We start from the raw sequence: 19,879 nt of genomic DNA, 5'->3' as shown, positions 1-19,879 counted from the left end.
ATGTACGACCGTGCCCGCGAGCTGCCACCCATCGAAAAAATCCTCGGCGCCGACTTCGAGTTGGGCAACTCGCTGGTCGACGCGCGGCAGCGTCATCACCTGCCCGGCGAGGCGGCGCAGTTGTTGCTGCAAGCGGTGCCTGGCTATCCGCTGCACCCGGCGTCGCGCGGCACGGCCATCGAGCTGGGCCGGGTGTTTTTGCCGAGTGGGTCATCGCGCTACGAAGACCTCGAGCATTTTGAGTGGAACGTGCCCGAGTGCCGGTCGGCCAGCGAGCACGCACTGTACCTCCACGCCGGCCTGCGTTGGGCCCAACGTGCCCGACAGCTCGTCAATGCCCGGCTCCCGCGAGGTCAGCATGTCGAGGTGTTCGCCAACAATGGCGACGGGCAGGACCACATCAGCTACGGCGCGCATAAAAACGTGCTCTGCACGGCCGAATGCTGGCACGACCTCTGCGATCCTCGCAAGCCGCAGTTGGGCACCTTTCTGGCGACACACCTGGTGACCAGCGCCCTGTACAGCGGCCAAGGCACCGTCGGGGCGCGCAACGGCCGTGACGCGTGTGACTACCAACTCTCGCAACGTTGTGACGCGTTTGAGCGGATGTGGGACGTCAACACGATGCAGCACAGGCCGCTGATCAACACGCGGAACGAACCCCATGCCGGTGAAGGCATGGCCCGGCTGCATGTGATTTACCATGACTTGACACTGGCGCCCGTTTCGAACCGCCTGACGGCTGGGGCGCTGCAGGCCGTGGTGGCGCTATGTGAAGCCGGGATCGTCGATCCGAGTCTTACCCTCGGCGATCCGGTGGCTGCGGCGTCGCAGATCAGCCGCGATCTGGGGCTGCAACAGAAACTCGCCACCGTGGTCCGCGGGCGCAAGCTCACGGCTCTCGAAATCCAGCAGGGAATTCGTGACTTGGTTGCCGGCTGCCACGCCGAAGGCCTGTTGCGCGATGCGGTCCCTGAGATCGAATCGATTCTCCGCGACTGGCAAACCTCGCTCGACCTGCTTCAGCAGCGCGACGTCGAGGCCCTCGCCGCGCGGCACGACAACTGGCTCAAGTACTTGCTGTTGGACCGCCATCGGGCGCGGCGCAACCTGCGCTGGGATACGGCCGAGATGCGGATGCTCGACATGCAGTACGCCAATCTCGATCCCGAGCAGGGATTGTTCCTCAAGATGGCCGCTGCGGGCGCTGTGGCCGAGCTGCCGGATGAGGCGGACCTCGAGCGGGCCATGCACCAGCCCCCGCGCGACACGCGGGCCTGGCTCCGCGGCGAGTTGCTGCGCCGTTTCGGTCAATACGTCAGCAGCATGGACTGGTCGTGGATCACCTTCCGCATCCCCGTGGCTCGTGGCTGGACGCAGGTGGCCCGCGTGTCGATGCCTGACCCACGGCGATTCGGGCAAGACGAATGCGCCGACATCCTCGCCCTCGACTCGCTCGAAGCGATCGTTACGGCCCTCAACGAGCGGAGTGCGCCGTTGGCTGGCACTAGCCTGACAGCGACTCGCATCCAGACGACTTCCTGGCAGTAGTCTTTTGTCCCCCACGTCTCAATCCGGAGTCCACGCGATGCAACGCGAACGACAACACCAAGCTCAGCTCGGCGGTCCCCAGGGGAGCACCGATCCGTCGCCCGACCCTCAGCGCGAAGCGGCCCGCGAGCGAGCAGGCAACCTTCTGAACGCGGCGGATGCGACGCTCGACAGCCTTACCCCCCGCGAGTCCGAGCAGTGGCTGCAAGATCACCGGCAACGCTCGGCCCAATAACCGCGCGTCGCCACGCCTAAGTGCGTTCCACCACTCCGAAAGCGAGCTCCCCATGTCCGTCACTCGGCTCGATCGCCCCATGATTCTCGGCACCGAGACCGAATTGGCCGTCAATGGCGCGATTCGTGGCAACCGCGTGCAGCCCGAGGTCCTGCAACAGCTCTTATTGGAGCAGGCCAGGCAGACGCTGGTGCAACTGCCGGCCAATCGTGACCACGGCCAAAGCGGCTTGTTCCTCGAAAATGGCGGGCGGCTCTACGGTGAGATTAACGGTGTGCTCGAGTTTTGTAGTGCTGAATGCAGCACGCCGGAGGAACTGGTGTTGATCGAACAGGCGCACGAGCAGATCCTCCGCGATCTGGCCGCCGAGGTTTGTCGTCGGCAAGGATCCGGCAGCGAGATCACCATCGTCAAGAACAACGTCGGTCCGATTGACCCCGATCGCATTACCCGCGGCAACCATGAGAGCTTCACCGCGTGGTGGCCGCTGAACTCGCTGGCCGAGCCGCTGATGGCGTTTCTCGTCACCCGGCTCCCTTACGCCGGCAGCGGATGTCTCTCCGGCGCCAAGGATGGCTCAGGCTACGAGCTCTCGCAACGGGCCCGGCATCTCACCAAGGCGACGGGCAGCGACACCACGGGCAACCGCGCGATCTTTTCGACCCGCGTCCGGAATTCGCATGATCGCTCGCGCGCCGGCTGGCGGCGCGTGCACCTCATCGGCAAGGATTCGTCGCGTTGTCCCTGGAACGTTTACTACTCGGCTGCCAACACGGCGGTGCTGCTCTGGGTCATCAACCACGGCGGCCAGGTCGGCGCGGGGCTGGTGCTCGAAAATCCGGTGCACGCCCTGCAGACCGTTTCGGGTGATCCGTTTCTGAAAGCTGAGCTGTCCTTAGCCGATGGCCGGCGGATGACAGCCCTGGAGATTCAATCTCGGTACCTCGATGCGGTCACGCAGTTTGTACACCAGCGCTCGTGTCCCGCTTGGATCACCGCGGCGCTGGAGCGCTGGGGCGGGTTGCTCAGCGAGCTGCGCGATGACCCGCTCAGCCTGGCCGGGCGCCTCGATGCCTACACCAAGCTGCGGATCGTGCTGCACGAGCTCGATCGCTCGCGGGCCACGCTGAAGGACATTCGCCTTGGCGTCCAGTTGCTCAAGCGGCTGCGCACGATCTATCCCGAGCCGATGGTCGCCGCGATCCTGGCTGAATCGCCGGCCGAGCTGCCGGCCGCCGCAGCACCGCTGTTCCGAGCCGCCATGCGAACCGTCCAAGACGCAGGTCGCAAGTCGCTCGACCGGCTGCGACTGGTCATTCGGTTGATCCGCGTCGACTTCGAGTACCACCGCCTCGGCGGGCTGTTCGAACAACTCGTCGCGGCCGGCGGCATCGACATGAGCCTCGCCCCCGACGACGCCGTCGTGCAGGCCAAGACCCAACCGCCCGCCGGCACGCGGGCCGCCGCGCGGGCTCAGCTCATCCGCGAGCTGCACACCGAGCCCGGCTGGTCAGCCACCTGGGGCGCCGTCGCCCACCACCATCTCGACCGCTACTACGAACTCGAAAACCCCTTCACGCCGCTGGTTCCGCCGCGCCAGTCCCGCTCGACCGAAGACCGCTCCGGCCTCCGAGAAGAACTCGCCTCGATCCGCCAGGCTTTACTGGGACATTAGCATTGCGCTCCCCGCGGCTTGTCCCGGCCCGTCACGGTTTGGATACTCTGTTGACGGTCGATCGGTATCGGGCACCCGGCATGGCACCCATGGCCAAGACGAAGCGGGCAAAGTGGCCCCTGCCGCCGTGGATCGATTCGCAGCGGATGCTTCTGTTGCGCAACGTGTCCGATCCGCAAAAACACCTGACTCCCCAAGCCTTTCGCGCCAGCCGTCTCCGCCGCGACAAGCGGCGCGTGCAGGACTCCGCCACCCCGTCGCGCCGCCGGCGCAGGCGCCCTTGGGTCAAGACGAACAAGCGGCGGGTGTTTCTCGACTGGTTGCTCCAGCCCAAGGTTCCCTCGCGCCGGTTGTGTGTCACGACCGACGGCGGGATCGGCAAGACGACGCTGCTCCAATGGGCCACAGCGGCGATTGCCCGGCACCGGCCCGAGTTTCTGGCCGTCTACTTGCCGCTGGGCAAGATCGCCGTTCCGGCTCCCGAAGAGAAACCCCTGGACTGGATCAAGCGCATCGTCGTGGCCGCCGTCGCCGAGGGCGTGCATGGTGCCGAGTCAAATGGCCGCCAGGTTTCCATTCGGCACGACGAACTGGCGAACCAGGTCGAGCGGCTGTTGCACCAGCAGCGGCTCGTGCTGCTGTTCGATGCACTCGACCAGACCCGCTCAACCAGAAACGACGAAGTCAGTCCGAAGATCGCTGCCCTGGCCGCTGTTCTGAAGGCCGATGGTCACGCTTGCCGCGTCGTCGTCTCGGGCCGGCCCCATGGAGTGGAGCGGTACTGGAGCGACCTGTTTGCCGACTCCAGCACCTCACCCGCTCGCGCGTGGCGCTACGTGCAGTTGCTGCCCTTCACCGAGGAACAGGTCAAAATCTACTTGGGGGACGAGCGCGTCGAGCTGCTGCAACAGCTCGACGTCGACGTGTTGCGGGTTCCGCGGTTTCTCGAGGTGCTGTACAAGCTGGACGATCTCGGAGGGATCGCCACGAGCTGTGGCGTGTATTTCGAGTGCCTGGAAGAGGACCTTCGGCAGATTGAAAACAAGGATGCCCTCAACCGGCTGGGTCAACGCGTCAAGTTAAAGAAGAGCGAGGTCGAAAAGCTGCTGGCCCTGTTGGCGTTCGAGATGCTGCGGGCTGACAACTTCGAGGGGGTGGCCCCGGCAGATTTCGAGGACTTTCGCGGCGCGGTTTGGAAACGCCGCCGGGAGGACCTGGCCGAGTTTACCTCACTGCGGGAGTTTGGCGATCAACTCGATCTGGTGGCCCAGGCCAACGAGGCCTTGGAGCATGGTTACCTCGACCACGATGGGCTCACGCAAGTCTACTGGCGCGATCCGACCTTGCAGGCCTTCTTCGCGGCGATCTGGATCGTCAAGTACGCTTCGGCCGACGATCTGACATGGTGGGGCGAGCATTTGTTCCTGTCGCCGCCAATGGAGAGCGACGCGTTTCTCTACAGCGTCTGGCGGTTTGTGTGCGAGATGCCGCTGGAGCGAGTCGCTGCGAACCGCTGGACGGCTGCCGTGAAACCGCTGTTCCGCCCCGGCGATGGGACACCCCCGGGGCCGCGGCGCTCGACGGAGATGATCTACCGGGCGCATGCCAACTGGGAATCTCGCGCGACGGGGAAGCTGAAGGATCTGTTCAAATCCGAATGCCTGGACGAGTACCAGCAGGAGTTTCAGAGAATCATCGCCGGCGATCGCGGCGCCGAGGCCCGGCGGATTGCCGCCGATTTCTCAAACGGTTTCAAGTCGATCATCCCGAACGACAAGGGCATTCCACAGACATTCCAGATGGGCTCTCCGTTGGACGAGCCCCGGCGGGGGGACGATGAGCATCAGCACGAGGTAAAGCTGACGAAGCCGTTCAGTCTTGCGGAATACGCGGTAACGAATGAGCAGTACGGCCTGTTCGACCCGGAACACCATTCACGGTACAGCGACTACAAGCGGCGCAGCCCAGAGCCGCGCTGCCCCGCAATCTACGTGTGCTGGTACGACGCGTTGTCTTTTTGTTTGTGGCTGGGTCCCGAGTACCGTCTCCCCAGCGAGGCGGAATGGGAGTACGCTTGCCGCGCGGGTACAGAGACGCGGTTCCACTTTGGCGAGGTGCTGAACGGCACCCAGGCGAACTGCGACGGCAACTACCCGTATGGCGACGAATCCAGGGGCCCATACCTGGAGCGTACGACACCCGTTGGGGACGCTGACAAGAAGAATCCCGACGACCCCAGGCGAGGCTACCGGCGCAATGCCCTGGAGTTGAGTGACATGCACGGTAACGTGTGGGAGTGGTGCAGCGACTGGTACGGAGCTTATCCGAAGGCACCGGTGACGGATCCGGAGGGCCCACCATCAGGCCGATCCCGCGTGCTCCGCGGCGGTTCTTGGTTCAACTTCGCCAGGAGCTGCCGATCCGCAAACCGGTTCGGGAACTTGCCCGTCCTCCGGGACGACGGCATGGGGTTCCGTGTTGCCAGGACTTCGTAACGGTTTGCCCTTTCGCCCTTTTACACTCTGCCCTTTCTGCCTTCTTCCCTTTTTCTTTCTGCTGGCTGCGTATGCCAGCGACGAGCGCAGCGAGGCGCGCGAGTTTAATTTTTGAGGTCCGAGCCGCGTTCGGCGGCGCGAGCCGACAAGCGAGCCGCCTGCCGAGTTAGGCGAATTTGCCTGATTTCTTGAATCTTCGGCAAATCTACCGAACTCCGTTGGGCCCCAGCGAATCGGTGGCCGCGACCGGCAAAGGGCCGCCCAAGGTCTTCGCCCTCCCGGCTACCAACCTCGGACGGCCACGGTCTCTTTCGGCCGCGGCTCCGTCCCGCGACACGGGTCACGCGCCTTGGACTGCACAGATGCGCTCCCTGCCGGTCCGTGAACCGGCAAGTTCGGGCCCTCGCGGCTCGCGCCGCCGGCTGTGCTGGCAACACGGAACCCCATGTTGTTGTTCCGGTTGTCGGGCATGTTCCTGTTCCGGTTTGCGGATCGGCAGTTCCTGGCGTTGTTGTTCCAAGAACCGCCGCGGAGCACGCGGGATCAATCGGCGGGTGACCTGGTGAACACAATATCGCCGAGCAGATCGCGACGAAAGCTCTCCGGGCTGGCATGGAGGGCATGTCCCAGCCAGGCACGCACTCGTTGGGTCAGCTCGGCCCCGGTCAACCGGCCCGCGGCATACCACCGCTGATACCGGCGTAATCTGCGCCGCGCTCGCAGCACCCCCTCGCGCGTCAGCCGGCTGTGTCGCGGCCAGACTCGGTAGCCCAGCAGTCGCAGCCCATCTCCGGTGCGGCTGATGGCGCGCTTCTGGGGATGAAGCTGCAAGCGCAGGCTCGCGAGAAACTCGGCAATCGCCTCGCGAAACCCGGCCAGTTGATGGGTATCGTCACCGAGGAGCACAAAGTCGTCGACATACCGCAGGTAGCTCCGGCAACGGAGCCGCTCCTTGACAAAATGATCCAGCGGATCGAGGTAGACGTTGCCGAAGAACTGGCTCGTCTGATTGCCGATCGGCAGGCCGCGAAGGCCCGCGTCGGTTGCCAGGGCCGGGCTGCTGTTGGCGACGATCCGGCGCGCGAGATCCAACACGTCTCGGTCTTTCAGCTTGCGGGCCAACAACCGCAGCAGCACGTGATGATCCACGCTCGGAAAGAACTTGCTGACGTCGCACTTCAGAACATACGGGTGGCCGCGAGCGAATTGCTGGTAGCGGCGAATTGCCGCGTGGACCCCTTTTCCCTGCCGGCTGGCATAGCTGTCGTCGATAAACCTCCGCTCGAAGATCGGCTCGATCACGTTGCACAGGGCGTGATGCACGACGCGATCGCGAAACGGCGCGGCACTGATCCGCCGCGGCTTGCCGTCGTGGAGGATGAACGTCCGTAGCGGGCCCGGCTGGTACGTCCCGGCGACCAGCTCACGTTGGAGTGTCGCCAATTCCAGTTCATAGCGAAACGAAAAACGCTCGACATCGCGGCGCTGGCATTTCCCCCGGCGGGCCTTGCGAAACGCCCGCAAGAGATTCTCGAACGCCACCACCTCGCACCATAAGCCACCGTGGCGTTTCATGGTCGCCTACCTCGTGGGACGCGACGCGAGCGATTTGCGCCAGCCGCCCAGTTGTTGGCCAAGCTCAAGCAGTTGGCCGGCAATGCGGCCGAATGCCTTGGTGGGCAAGGCCCGGAGGTCATGGGCCGTGCGAACCAGATAGCGCAGCACTTCCAGTTCGATATTGGTTTGTTCGAGCAGCTCGGATCGCTCGCGCTGGTAACGGGCCCGAATCAACAGCTCGAGAATCAAAAGCGCCTGGCGTTCGATCCGTTCGCCGAGGGTGAACCGAAGGTCGCGGGGGAACTTGCCGACCAAGGGAATCAGGCAGACGATGAACTCGTGGGTAAACCGCACGATCGGCAACTCGGCATCGGGCTTCATCGGGTGGTCCTTCCTAAAGAATAACTCGCGCGCCTCGCTGCGCTCGTCGTACGCAGCCAGCAGAAAATGAAAAAGGGCAGAAGGCAGAAAGGGCAGAGCGTTACAGGGTAAAAGAGCAAACCGATACTAAGTCCTGGCAACACGGAACCCCATGAAGTAGCGGAGGTCGGGCATGAGCCAGTACCGGTAGGCGGATCGGCAGTACCCGGCGAAGTCGTTCCAAGAACCGCCGCGGAGCACGCGGGAATCGCCGACAAAGCTGGGCTCCATGGCGCGCAATGCATCGTATTCGTACCACGAGGACGTCCACTCATAGACGTTGCCCAAGATGTCGCGAAACCCCCAGGGATTGTCGTGTGCGTGCTTGCCCGCAGCGACGGCGGGTTCCAGCGACGTGGGTTCGCCTGATTTAAACGTCATGCGGCTTGCGTCCGCCTCGTCACCCCACCAACGGCGCCAGCGCCAATCCGTGCCTGCCTTGGCGGCGTATTCCCACTCGACTTCGTCCGCGAGCCGGCAGCTCTCGCCGTCCCATCGAGCCCACTGGCAAAACACCCAAGCATCGTACCAATCGACCTCGGTGGCTGGCCCCTCCGGACCAACGTCCTCAAGCCAGGGATCGTCATGCCGGGGGTCGAACAGGTGGTACCAGGCGATCAGCGTCGGGAAGCGGCTGAGCTGAAACGCGCCGACGCTCAACTCGATGCCGTTTGGTTCGTCGTCGTATCGCTCTTCATCGCCCTTTCGCGATCCCATCCGAAAGCGGCCCGCGGGGACCTTGATGAAGCAATTCTTGAACTGGTGGGCCCGGCTTGTTGCCGCCGCCCACGACCAGACGACGTCCTGACGCGTGGTCTTCTTGCCTTTCGAGGGGCTGCCCCAGTCGTGGCCGTGAAGTTTCTCGAACCGCGACCAGTTGCTGTTGAGCAGGACATCCTCGAACTCGCTCTGCCAGTCTTCGATTACATCGTTCGCCGACTTGTCGCCCGCGATGGCATATGCCTGCATTGGCTCCCAAGAGCGGTAGATGATTTCACAGCTCCGCTTGGTTCCGGCGGCCGTCCCGTCGCCGGGGCGATAGACCACGCCCAGCGAACGAACCCAGGGATTCAGCTTCGTCTTCGCCGGCGGTCGCGCCTCGGCTGGTATCTCGGCCGCATAGCGCCACATCCAGTAGTAGTCGCCCGTCGAATCGTCCTGCGGGAGGTACACCAGGCCCCACAGCCGCTGGGCATCGGCCGCCGGCGCATAGAGCGACATCCACAGGCCCGCATAAAACTCCTGCAAGCCCCGATCGCGAAACTGAATCCCACTGGGTGCGTTCTGTTCGAGGAAACCAAACTGCACGACCGTGTTGAGGGCCGCGAGCTGCTTGAGCGACCGATCCCACCAGGCGGGCGTGCGCTGCACGCGGAGCTTCAGCTCCTGGTAGTGTGCCTGTTGCCGGCGGATCACGGCGGCCGCCAGCTCCTTCATCGCATGGGCGTGGGCGTCAACGGCCCGGAAGTTCGGTTCGGCGCCGTCGGCCACCATCGTGAAGGCAATCGCCGCCAGCAGCATCTGCACGTCTTCGAGCTTGACCTGTTTGGTCCGCGTGCTGTTGGCCAGGCCATCGGCCAGCATCTTGCGCGTTGCCTTCCAGAAGACGTCGCTGGGGGTGCTGAGGCCGGCGAACTCGGCGTCATCCAGCAGGCTCAGGTAATAGAGCACCCGCGGCACGGCCAACAGCGGTTGGGCCTCGACCGGGACATTGTCGTAGCGATCACGGCCTGCGCTGTCCTTGCCCAGGTAAAGCCGCTGCTGCGGTTCGTCGAACGGCTCGAGCCACAAGAACTGCCAGCCCGGCGCGAAGTCTTGGTGGCCGAACAGCGTCTCGAAGTGCTCGCGAATCCGATAGGGGCGACTACCCAGAATGATCCGACACGTGGCAAACGTCGTGTCGCGGTGGTTGAGGATTGCGCCGAGCACCTTGAGCTGCTTATCGCTGGCATGGTCGATACCGTCGAACGCCAACAGCAACTCTCCCCGCATCGCCAGCCGGGCAAGCTGCCCGCGCACATCGGCGTGTCGCGCCTGCCGGTTCTTCGGCGACAGATGGGAGACCGAGTTGTTGCCCGAGAGGACCTTGTCGACGAGCGTGTCGAGCAACTTTTCGGCCGAGGCGGGCAGCTCGTCGGCCCGAACGAGAAAGGCACAGCCGGCCGGACGATGCGCACAGGTCCAGGTGACGAGGTACTCGAGCGTGGTCGACTTCCCCTCACCGGCCTCGGACAGGACGACCTCGCGCAGCCCGCCGGGAGCGGGGGCGAGGGTTCTCGGCCGTTCGGCGGGAGCGGGACGGCGTCGGCGGGCCTCGGGTTCTTGACGCCGGCCGGGGGGATTGGCCGCGGGGGCATCAGGCAGCGCCCTATATATATGGTCAGCCGCGGCCAGTTGGCCGGCGACCCACCGGCCCCGATCGGCCGGCTGCCAGGCCCCACTAAACGCCGCAGGGGGGGAATTGCCCGAACGACGCCCGCCACCCCGCGCCCCCTGGTCCGCATCGCCCCGCCGGGGGACATCGAGATCGGCCAGCCTCGGCACGCCGTCTTTGGGGTGCAGGATCCGGAGACGCTGGTCGGCGATGTAGTGCGGTTGTCGCTGCATTCGCACTCCTGAGTAGGGACGACCTTACGGCCTTTGAATTAGCGAACTTAGTCGAAACGACGAGCCCACTGTTATACGCGAAACGTCTCGCCGCCAGTTAAACAACCGGCGCGGCGGTTACACAACCGTGCCGCCGCGCCGGTGCGTACGGAAAGTGCCGCTAGTCGCGGCACAGCTCGCCGACACGGCGCTGAAGCGTGTCGGACATCCTCATCACCAGATCGAAATTCTTGTCGCTGCTGCGCATCCGCTTGCGCAGGGATGCCACATAGCCGGCCACTTCCTCGGCAACCTTCACGTCGCCGGCGGCGGCCCGCAGTTCGTCGAAGGTATTGAGAATCAGCTCGATCATCTGCGGGTCCTGCATCACAGCTCGGGCAGCGTTCTCCATGCCTTGAGCGAGCCGATCGGTAGCGACCATGTCGTCGCGAGCTTCGTAGACCAGGCGCCCGGTCCCCAGGAGCGTTTGGAGTGCACCGTTTTCGACCGTGGGCTGCTGGCCCTGGAAGGCGACCCCGTCCCAGTGGCTGTTCAGGCGACAAACCAGGCGGTTCGAGCCCAGAGCATCGGCGGCCAGGTTGGCATACCACCAGGGCCCACGGTTGGCGATCCAGCCATAAGCCACCCCGAGCGCGAACGCCAGCTCGCCATCATCTACCCTCTGCTGCGGGATAATCGAGGGCATGTTGGCCACGATTTCCGGGGCGAACAGGTGGAGCGGATGGCCGCCCATCCGCTGCCATTCCTCGTAGGCGGCGTGACCCTCGTGGACCTCGCTGAGGTAGTGCAAACACGCGCCATGGGTGCGCCGGAGGACATAGATCCGATGTGGATCGCTCGTGGCAACGGCGTCGGCCTTGCCCGTGTACTGCCCGTTGGCGTGAATGCGGCTGGTCGCCGCGGTGAGCAGTGCCGCCTTGACGCGTTCGCGCTCGGCCGGCACTTCCCCTGGCGGGATGCCGATGATCATCGTGTCGGCAAACCGGACGCCGATATTCCGCGGATCGGCTTGCCAGAGCGGCTGACAGGCCTGAACCACGTGCTGGATTCGCACCAAGGCGCCGTGCTGCGACTCGGCATCGGCCAATTGACCGGCCAATAGATCGACGGCCGTTACGTTGCGGAACGCGGCCCCGAAATGGTCGGCCACTTGGCGCATCGCCACTTCGAGAGCCTCGGGTTGAATCGCCAAGGCACGTAGGGTGCTGCGTGACGACTTCTGTAGCCGCGCTTCGAGTCGGGCTAACAGGGCGTCATCTTCCAGGCGGAACCGGGCGAACAAGGCTGCATCCGACTTCACCGTCGAGATGTCAACCTCGACGAGCGAGTCGGTTGTGAGCCGCTGTTCCGCGCGGTACTGCTGTTGAGTCACGGCCAAGTTCTGCCGACAGCGCGGGATTTCCTGGAGCACGCGAACGATCCGATCCTGGCATTGCGACGCTTTCGTCAGCACGTCCTGGAGCACGCTGTGCGCCGCCCGCTTCAACGAAGCATCGACCGACGCGGACAAACCGTCGAGCAAATGCGCAGCGACCGCGTCCTGCTGGCGGCCGCTGGTCCAATATCGCCGCCAGATTGTTGAGAACTTGAGGGCCGACTCCTTGGCCTTAACCACAGCGCGTTTGCCCCGCTGTTCGTCATCGGCCGCCTCCGCCGTGAGCCGCGCCGCGTCCTCGGTCAGCAGTTCGATCAACCGCGCACCAAAGGCTGCCGCCGTGCGATGCCCGGTGGCAACCACCAGCTGCTCGAACTGTGCTTGCAGCGAGTCGCCAACCTCTTTCAGTAGCACCTCCTGGAACTCGGCGACGCGGGCCTCCAAGGCTGGCAGTTGCACGCGTTCGAATTGCTGCAGGAGCTGGTGCATCCGGTCGGGGATTTCGCCGTTGCGGTAGTACAGCCGCTGCGAGCCCTGTACGAGCTTGAACAGGGGACGAACGAGGTGCTGCGCGTTTGGCAACACCAGACGTCGGAGGGTCGCCGTCAAGGCGCGGGGGTCCAGCGCCAAGGCATCATCAGGCAGCGGCCGAGTGAACCAGGCGCTGGCCGATTGCTCGGCGGCTTCAGCCGTCGGCTGCGCACCCAAGACGCGCCGCTGCACGAAGCCATCGAGGTTGGTCGCGGCACAGAATTGGGCACAACGATCAGCCGAGAAGGCCAGGGCCGTGGCGCCGAGCGTACTAACGTAACGCGCCTGGCCGGTGGCCGGGTCAGGCATCAGTTCGCGGAGCGTGGCCTGATTCGAATCATCCAACGCGATGAGGTCCACCAGTTCGGTGCCCAGTTCGGCCGCGACGCCCAGCGCGAGCGAATCGTACACCGCCTCGGCCGACGGCAATTCTCGCCCATTGGCCTGATAGCGACCGACAATGAACAGCTCGTTGAACAAGCCTGCCGGCACAGGGATCTGGCTCCGTTCGTCCGGCCCCAGTTTCAGGTTGACCCGACTGCCAAAACCCTCGCGAAGGGCGTGCAACTCCTGGAGCGTGACGTAGCCATTCGATTTCAAGCGATTGAACTGATCCGGCTTGCCCACCATGACGCGCTCAAATGTGCTCGGCGCGAGGACAATCGCCTTGATTGACGTCGGCAAATGGCTCGTCAACGCTCGCGTCAACGCCAGCGCGTTTGGCGCCGCGCCCGACCCGGAGCCGCCGCAGTCGGAGAACATGATCCAGGCCTCCAGACCGTCCTTCAGGTCGTTCCCGTCCTCGGTGCCTAATTGCTGCTCGAGACGGTAGGACGTGCTATTGAGGATCGCGAGTTTGCGCTTGATGGCGCTGGAGATGAGATGCCAGGCTGCCGAGACGCCCAGGTCGCACGCGGCTCGCACCTGACCGGCCTGGTCGTTGTCGTCATGGATCATCGACTCGAAGAAGGCCAGCTGCTGGGGGTCCGCCAGACCCATCCGCTCCAAGATAGCGCGATGCGTGTCGGGATTGCGGACGATCTTACCGATCTCGCGCAAGTTGATGTGCACGAATTCGTCGTCATCGAATCCCGGGCAGCCCTCGGCTCCCGCCTGGCTCGACTCGTCTGTGTCGATGGCGAGAAACTCGAAGTGGGAATCGGCCTTGAGGGATTGCATCAGTCGCTTGAGGCGACTGCCCGTCTTGATCGCGGCGCCGCCCAGGAAGATCAGCAGTTTGCGGGCGAACCTGCGGCCGCGTTTGCGGCGCGGCAACGGCGCCAGGGTGGGGGGCGATTGCAGGGCTTCAATCACCTGCTCGCGGATGGCCGCATGGCCGTAGCTGACAGGGTCGTGACGGTGATTCGTTTCGGCAGACGACATGACATACTCCTTCGTGGTAATCAGGGAGATTGAGGGATCCTGGAGCGCGAGATGGACTCTCCGCCCGCCCCACTGCTGCAACTAAAAGGCATGCCGCCGGCGCGATCAGAACAACTCCGGCGGCGCTCAGGGTCAGGCCGTGTAGGTCACTCGGTAGGGCTCTAACAAGACTTCCAGCCCTTCTTCGAGTTCCGTTTGCAGAACCGGCCGATCTTGTTGGCTCAGTTCCAGCCGGTAGTTCACGAGTGCCTGCTCGGCGATCGCTGTAAGCTTGATGCGGGTGCCGGGTTCCACTTCGACCTCCTCTTCGGCCGATGTGCCGGGAAACTCGAAGCACTGAACATCGCGGTGTCGGGGCCCTCGGCTGACCACCAGGTTTCCGCACAACAGCGCCCGCCGTCGATCGAACGTCCTGGCACGCCGCTTCCAGGCTCCGATGCCGACGGTCGTCAGCACCAGCGCCCCCAGCGGCAACTGCCAAGCCAGCCGATACACCCAATCCGGTGTCGGCGGGGCAATGTCGAGCGTCGGGCCCTGCCAAGCAGCGGGCACAAGGTTTTCACCCGCGGGTCCGTGCACCTCGATTCGTGGGGTCCACTGGCCCGGGCGATAGCGATAACTGAAGTCACGCGCGCCGGAAAACTCCTGCGCTGGCGAGCCATCTCCCGGATCAAAAATCAGCTTGGCAATCGTGCCGGTGCAGCGGCTGCGGAAGCCTACGTTGGTCAAGCCCCGACCGGGGGTACGGTCCACCTCAAAAATGGCGCGCGGCTGCACCGAGCGGGCAGCAACCTCAAGGGTCGTTTCGTACTCGTCCTGACCGCCGGGCCCCCGTACCGTTTGCCGGATCGTGACCTTGCCGACGCGCTGGCAAGGCAGCTCAAACCACCGCTTTGCGGCCGTAGGCGCGAGCGTCAGATGCATCGGCTCGGCGTCTCCGGCAACGGCAAACGCCACCTCCGATACCGACCCCTTCGAAATGTCGGTAATCACGATGACATCGCCGACAAACGGCGCAGGATTCCCCACCGTGAAACCTGCCTGGGGAGGTTGCCAGGCAGCCACGATCAGCGGACGCTCCAATTCGGCTGTTCCGCCGGGGCCCGTGATGACACGGCGGACCGCATGTTGTCCCGGCAGCGGCGCCGTCAACTTCCAGGTTCGACCCGAGCCAAGCAATTTTCCGTCCAGATACCACTCCCCCTCGCCGTCGACGAGGCCCGATGATGTGTCGACCAGCGTGATTTCGTCATCAGGACCGACACTCGCCGTAAACTCGAAAGCGACCACCGGCTTCTCGGGGCGCACGACGGAAAGTTTCTGCGTGACGCGGCTCGACTGGCCGCTCTGGTCCCACACCGTCAACGTGACGAGGTAGTCACCGAACTGCGACAGTGCAAATGTCGGGTGCCGATCGCTCGACACGGAGCCAGCGCCCCAGCGCCATTCGAACCGCACCGCCGATGCGCTCGACTCGTTAATGAGCGCTACCGTCTCCCCGAGCCGGGGCGCGGTGGTCGAGAAGCGAAACTTCGCCACCGGCGGCGTCGGCGCGGTCACGATCAACGTCGCGCGGGCTTCACTCGTTCGTGGCTTGGCCGACGACTTGCCCGGTTGCTTGACCTGGTATCGCACGACGTACCTTCCTGGCCGCGTGTAGCGATGGATCGGTCGATCGCCAGGCTTACTGCCCGTGCCATCTCCCCAGTCGATGTTGCGCTCCGCCAGGATGCCGATGCTTTGGTCGACTAGCTTGACGGGCTCCCCGACCTGCACCGACATGGCCGACAGCCGAAATCCGGCCCGCAGAGGCAAGACTTCTTCGGCCGTCAAGGCCTTGGTAAATCGGACCCCTGCCCCTTCGAGGGTTGCTTTGACATCGGCCTTCACGTCGTAGCCCAGTGTGATCCAATCGACCGTGACCACCGACTCCAGCACATGCCGGTACTTCGCCACGAGCGTCGCATGATTCAGTTTGGGGGCCTTCTCCGTGTCTTCGCCGTCAGTCAGCAGGAGTACGCGCACCCGGCCGGGCAAGTCTTGTGACTCGGCTTCGGCCAGTTGTTGGGCGAGTTTCAAGACGTGATCGGCCGAGCGCCATAGATAGGTCGAGCCCTCACGGGACTTGATCGCCGCAAACGCCCGCTTCAGCCGCTCGCGAGCGGCGGCGTCAGTAACCTGGAGGTCGACGACGTCGATCAACTGATGATCGAATGTCTTGACGAGGATCCGCGTGCCTGCGGGCAAGTGATCGGCCAACAACGTAAGCCGGCGTTTCACATCGTCGAGCTTGCTTGTGTCCGACAGCACCGGTTGCACCGGGGCGGGAAACGGGTAGCGCATCGACCCGCTGACGTCGATCAGCACGATGAACACCAGTGGCGGATTCGTCGCCGCGGCACTGGCCGTGTCGGCGGTCGTCCAGGGCATAAAAAATAGACACAACAAACAGCACGGCTTCTTGAGAGATGTCCGCATGGCTAAGTCCTTGTTCAGGGGGCTCAAGATAAGGCGTTCGATCCAGTGCATGTGCTCCGCGAGATGCTGCAATGGTGGTGGTCAGCTTTCTGCGTTCGGGCCTTCGATTGCCGCAGGGCGTTGCAGCGTCGGGATCGCCAGACCGTGTTCCGCGGCGGTTTCGAGCGCCCAGTCGCGCAGCTCCAGCAACCGTTCGCGCGGCACCGCGCCATAAGTGAACAGCCCCAGGCCGAGAATCGTCACGGCCAGGAACACCGATCGCAGCAGCGCACCGACCGCGAACCGGGCCACACGCGCGCCCAAGCCCAACGCAAACGCCACGAGGCCCAGTGCCAGATAGCCCCCTTGCAACGGCGGTGCGCCACCGGGCGTCTGGGCAACCGGCGTTTCCGCGCTCGGAGGCGTGCCGGCGGCAGCCGGGTGATTTCCGGGCACGATTTCGACACCGTAGTTGCCCGGCAGGAACCGATTGAGCGACCGGACAACGTATTGGCACTCGCCACGAACGACGCTCGCCGCGAGCGGATCGAGCTTGAGCTCGGCCACGGGTCGGCCGTCGTCGAGCCCGACTTGCTCAACCCAGCCCACATTCGCCGTGCCCAGCACGACGGCCGCGCCTGGCTGCAGCCGCCCTACCTGCGGGCCGGAGACCATCACGGTGAGCTCGCGGCGTCCTGCCAGGGTTGCCCGACCCAACTGCAATACACCCCACAACACGGCCAGGCCGACGAGCAATAGCCCAGCCCACTGCCACGGGCTCCATGTCGGGCGCGCCAGGCTGGGCTCGCCCGGATCGATTTCGTCCGGCTCGTGATAAAAGTCTGCCAACCGTTTGCTTTTTGTGCGCTGCATGGCGAGATCCTTGTGCAAGAGGCGAACGCATCGAGGGACGCAACCCAGGGCCGCGCGGCCGAGCCTTCGACTGATAAAGGCATGGCACGCGAGACCCGTGCGGTTCGCGGCCGATTTTTTTGTGCCGCTCCGCCTGCGCTAAAAAGGCATGCGGTCTACCCGTCTACGGCACCTTGCCAAGTGCCCGGCGGCTATAAATACTTGGCCGACCCCGCAGCGCGACGTTAGGAAAGGTGGGCAACCGTTGGCCAAGCATTCGTCCGCGACCACCGTTGGGAAGCCACCGTGGATCGATTCGCAGCGGATGCTGGCGCTGCGCGGCGGCCGTGATCCTTGGCCCCATCTCCAGCCGGCGGCCTTTCGTCGCGGGCGGCGCGATCGCAGTCCGGCAAGCGAGCTCGATACTCGGGGCGCACCGCGTACGGGCCGTCCACGCCGTCGGCGAAAGCGGCCCTGGTGCAAGACCAATAAGCGGTGGCTATTTCTCGACTGGCTTCTGAGGGCCAAGGAGACGCATCGCTGGCTGTGCGTGACGACCGACGGCGGGATCGGCAAGAGCACGCTGCTCCGCTGGGCCGAGGCGGCCATCGCCCGTCACGCCCCCGGTTATTTCGCCGTCTATCTCGACCTGCCGCGCGTCGCGGCTCCGGTCGCGGGCGAACCGCCGCTGGCCTGGATACTGCGCGTCGTCGTCGCCAAGGTGCGTGCGACCCTGGCCGAGACGGGTCCTTCGGGCATCCGCAGCGACGCGCAGCAACTCGCCGCCCAACTCGTCAGGCTGTTGCACGCCGGCCGGCTGGTGTTGCTGGTCGACGCGCTCGATCAGACCCAATCGCTTGATCCGCAAACCGTCGCCAAGGTCGACCTGCTCGGCCGGTTCCTCGCCGAATATGGCCCCGCCTGCCGCGTCGTCGTGGCGGGGCGGCCGCATGGCGTGGTTCGCTACCGCCATTCGCTGTTTGCCCAGCCACACTGGCGGTTTGCCCAATTGTCGCCGTTCACCGAAAACGAGGTCCGCGAATACCTCGGCCCCGAGCGGTTCGACCTGCTCGGCCAGCTTGACGTCGACGTCCTGGCGATCCCGCGGTTTCTCGAGCTGATCCGCCGCGAGCTGCCGCTCGGCCAGTTGCGCAAGCTCCGCACCGGCTCGGGCGTGTACCACGCGTGCATGACCCAGGATCTCGAGCGGATCGCCAAGCAGGACCTGCGCGGCTCGCACGGCGTCGCGCGGCTCAAGTCCGAACATGCCGAGCAGCTCTTGGCCCTGCTAGCGTTCGCGATGTTGCGCCAAGAGAACTTCGCCGGCGTGCCCGCGCAGGAGTTTGCGGACTTTCGGGCGGGGCTCTGGCGGCACTATCAAGGCGAGTTGTTGATCTCCTCCCCCGAGGCGTTCGAAGAGCGGCTCGACCTGGTAGGCCAGGCCAATGAAGTCCTCGACCACGGCTACCTCGATAACGACGGGCTTCGCCAGGTCTACTGGCGCGATCCGACCTTGCAGGCGTTCTTTGCGGCGCTGTGGATCGTCAAGTACGCCTCGGCCGCCGACCTGGCGTGGTGGGCAGACCATGTGTTCCTGTCGCCGCCGATGGAAGTCGATGCGTTCCTGTACAGCGTCTGGCGGTTTGCGTGCGAGATGCCGCTAACGCGGGTTTCGGCCAAGCGCTGGACGGCCGCGATGGAACCGTTGTTTCGGCCTGGTGATGGGACGGCCGCAGGGACACGACGATCTAGCGAGATGATCTGGCGAGCCCACCAGAACGCGACGTTGCGCGGCACCCGTGAGGTACTGGAGCAGTTCACGAGAGTTTGTCTCGTCCCTTATCAGGGCGAGTTTCAGGCGATCGTCGGCGGCGCTCGCGGCGCGGAGGCCAATCGAATCGCCAACAAGTTCTTGTCTACATTCCGGCGAATCGTGCCAAACAACATGGGCATTTCGACGACTTTTTTGATGGGTTCAGCCGCGGATGACGACTTTCATCGTTCAAACGAGCAACAGCACAATGTAGAACTGACGCGAAGAATGTCGCTATCTCAGTATCCTGTGACGAGCGAGTTGTACGCGTTATTTGACCCGGGCCACGCTTGGCGATTCAGCGACTACAAGAAGTACAGCGACCAGCCGCGTTGCCCTGCGATCTACGTGAGCTGGTATGACGCGGTGTCTTTTTGTTTCTGGCTGGGAGCCGAATACCGATTGCCGACGGAGGCGGAGTGGGAATTCGCATGCCGAGCAGGTACAACAACACCATTTAGTTTTGGGTCGGACACAAAGGGCCATCATGCGAATTGCGATGGCACCTTATTCTACACACAAGAAGGCAATAACCTTGGCGCTGCATCACAAGTTGGTGCGTACGATTCCAATGCTTTAGGACTCTACGACATGCACGGAAACGTCTGGGAGTGGTGTAGTGATTGGTATAGTGCGTACCACATGGTTCCCGCTCCTAATTGCGATCCACTAGGCCCAGCGTATGGAACAGAGCGAGTTGTTCGCGGTGGGGAGTTTGGCATTCCATGCAGCTACTGCACCTCTTCAATGCGCCTTCGTTTTAAGCCCGGACACAAAGCATGTTGTCTCGGATTCCGCGTTGCGCTGAGCACTAGTTAGCGTGAAAACCGTGCGTGGTTGATCGCTGGAGTTGGACCGCTGCGCGGCACTTGCACAAGTCTGTCTGGATTCTATCGTGGGCGGCTGCTCGCGAGTTGAGTTGGGGGGC

12 protein-coding genes are annotated in these 19,879 nt (G+C 64.1%); 5 read left to right on the top strand and 7 right to left on the bottom strand.

Features of this window, described 5'->3' with window-relative positions; genetic code table 11:
• The 4 genes from K1X74_17310 to K1X74_17295 all read left to right on the top strand — a co-directional run bounded on the left by K1X74_17310 (position 1) and on the right by K1X74_17295 (position 5,956).
• On the top strand, positions 1-1,551 hold the full coding sequence (locus tag K1X74_17310; GenBank protein ID MBX7168098.1) for a proteasome accessory factor PafA2 family protein: 1,551 nt from the start codon (positions 1-3) through the stop codon (positions 1,549-1,551).
• 37 nt (positions 1,552-1,588) lie between these two features.
• Positions 1,589-1,786 carry a hypothetical protein gene (locus K1X74_17305; protein MBX7168097.1) on the top strand — a complete coding sequence of 66 codons (198 nt, stop codon included), beginning with the start codon at positions 1,589-1,591 and terminating at the stop codon, positions 1,784-1,786.
• 52 nt (positions 1,787-1,838) lie between these two features.
• On the top strand, positions 1,839-3,461 hold the full coding sequence (locus K1X74_17300) for a proteasome accessory factor PafA2 family protein (GenBank protein ID MBX7168096.1): 1,623 nt from the start codon (positions 1,839-1,841) through the stop codon (positions 3,459-3,461).
• Between the two features lie 89 nt (positions 3,462-3,550).
• Positions 3,551-5,956, top strand: coding sequence for an SUMF1/EgtB/PvdO family nonheme iron enzyme (locus K1X74_17295; GenBank protein MBX7168095.1), 2,406 nt, complete (start codon positions 3,551-3,553; stop codon positions 5,954-5,956).
• Positions 5,957-6,238: 282 nt separating this feature from the next.
• Here the strand turns inward: K1X74_17295 and K1X74_17290 are convergent, their stop codons facing one another.
• From K1X74_17290 to K1X74_17260, 7 genes are all read right to left on the bottom strand, one after another.
• Positions 6,239-6,493, bottom strand: a complete 255-nt coding sequence (locus K1X74_17290) for a hypothetical protein (protein ID MBX7168094.1) — start codon at positions 6,491-6,493, stop codon at positions 6,239-6,241.
• 6 nt (positions 6,494-6,499) lie between these two features.
• Positions 6,500-7,531: a reverse transcriptase/maturase family protein gene (locus K1X74_17285; GenBank protein MBX7168093.1), complete on the bottom strand. Its 1,032-nt coding sequence runs from the start codon at positions 7,529-7,531 to the stop codon at positions 6,500-6,502.
• Between the two features lie 6 nt (positions 7,532-7,537).
• Positions 7,538-7,894 (bottom strand): diversity-generating retroelement protein Avd, encoded by a 357-nt coding sequence (avd, locus tag K1X74_17280; protein ID MBX7168092.1) that lies wholly within the window; start codon positions 7,892-7,894, stop codon positions 7,538-7,540.
• A gap of 126 nt (positions 7,895-8,020) precedes the next feature.
• A complete protein-coding gene (locus tag K1X74_17275; protein ID MBX7168091.1) occupies positions 8,021-10,540 on the bottom strand; it encodes an SUMF1/EgtB/PvdO family nonheme iron enzyme in 2,520 nt (839 codons plus the stop codon).
• A 160-nt stretch (positions 10,541-10,700) separates the two neighbouring features.
• Positions 10,701-13,829, bottom strand: coding sequence for a tubulin-like doman-containing protein (locus K1X74_17270; GenBank protein ID MBX7168090.1), 3,129 nt, complete (start codon positions 13,827-13,829; stop codon positions 10,701-10,703).
• A 132-nt stretch (positions 13,830-13,961) separates the two neighbouring features.
• Positions 13,962-16,307: a PKD domain-containing protein gene (locus K1X74_17265; GenBank protein ID MBX7168089.1), complete on the bottom strand. Its 2,346-nt coding sequence runs from the start codon at positions 16,305-16,307 to the stop codon at positions 13,962-13,964.
• 81 nt (positions 16,308-16,388) lie between these two features.
• Positions 16,389-17,159, bottom strand: a complete 771-nt coding sequence (locus K1X74_17260) for a hypothetical protein (protein MBX7168088.1) — start codon at positions 17,157-17,159, stop codon at positions 16,389-16,391.
• 244 nt (positions 17,160-17,403) lie between these two features.
• On the opposite strand from K1X74_17260, the gene K1X74_17255 reads away from it, so the two are divergent.
• Positions 17,404-19,770: an SUMF1/EgtB/PvdO family nonheme iron enzyme gene (locus K1X74_17255; GenBank protein ID MBX7168087.1), complete on the top strand. Its 2,367-nt coding sequence runs from the start codon at positions 17,404-17,406 to the stop codon at positions 19,768-19,770.
• Positions 19,771-19,879: the final 109 nt, after the last annotated feature.

The sequence above is a fragment of the Pirellulales bacterium genome, from assembly GCA_019694435.1.
GTDB lineage: Bacteria > Planctomycetota > Planctomycetia > Pirellulales > JAEUIK01 > JAIBBZ01.
Note: the sequence above shows the minus strand (reverse complement) of the source record. Positions and strands in the feature narration are given on the sequence as shown.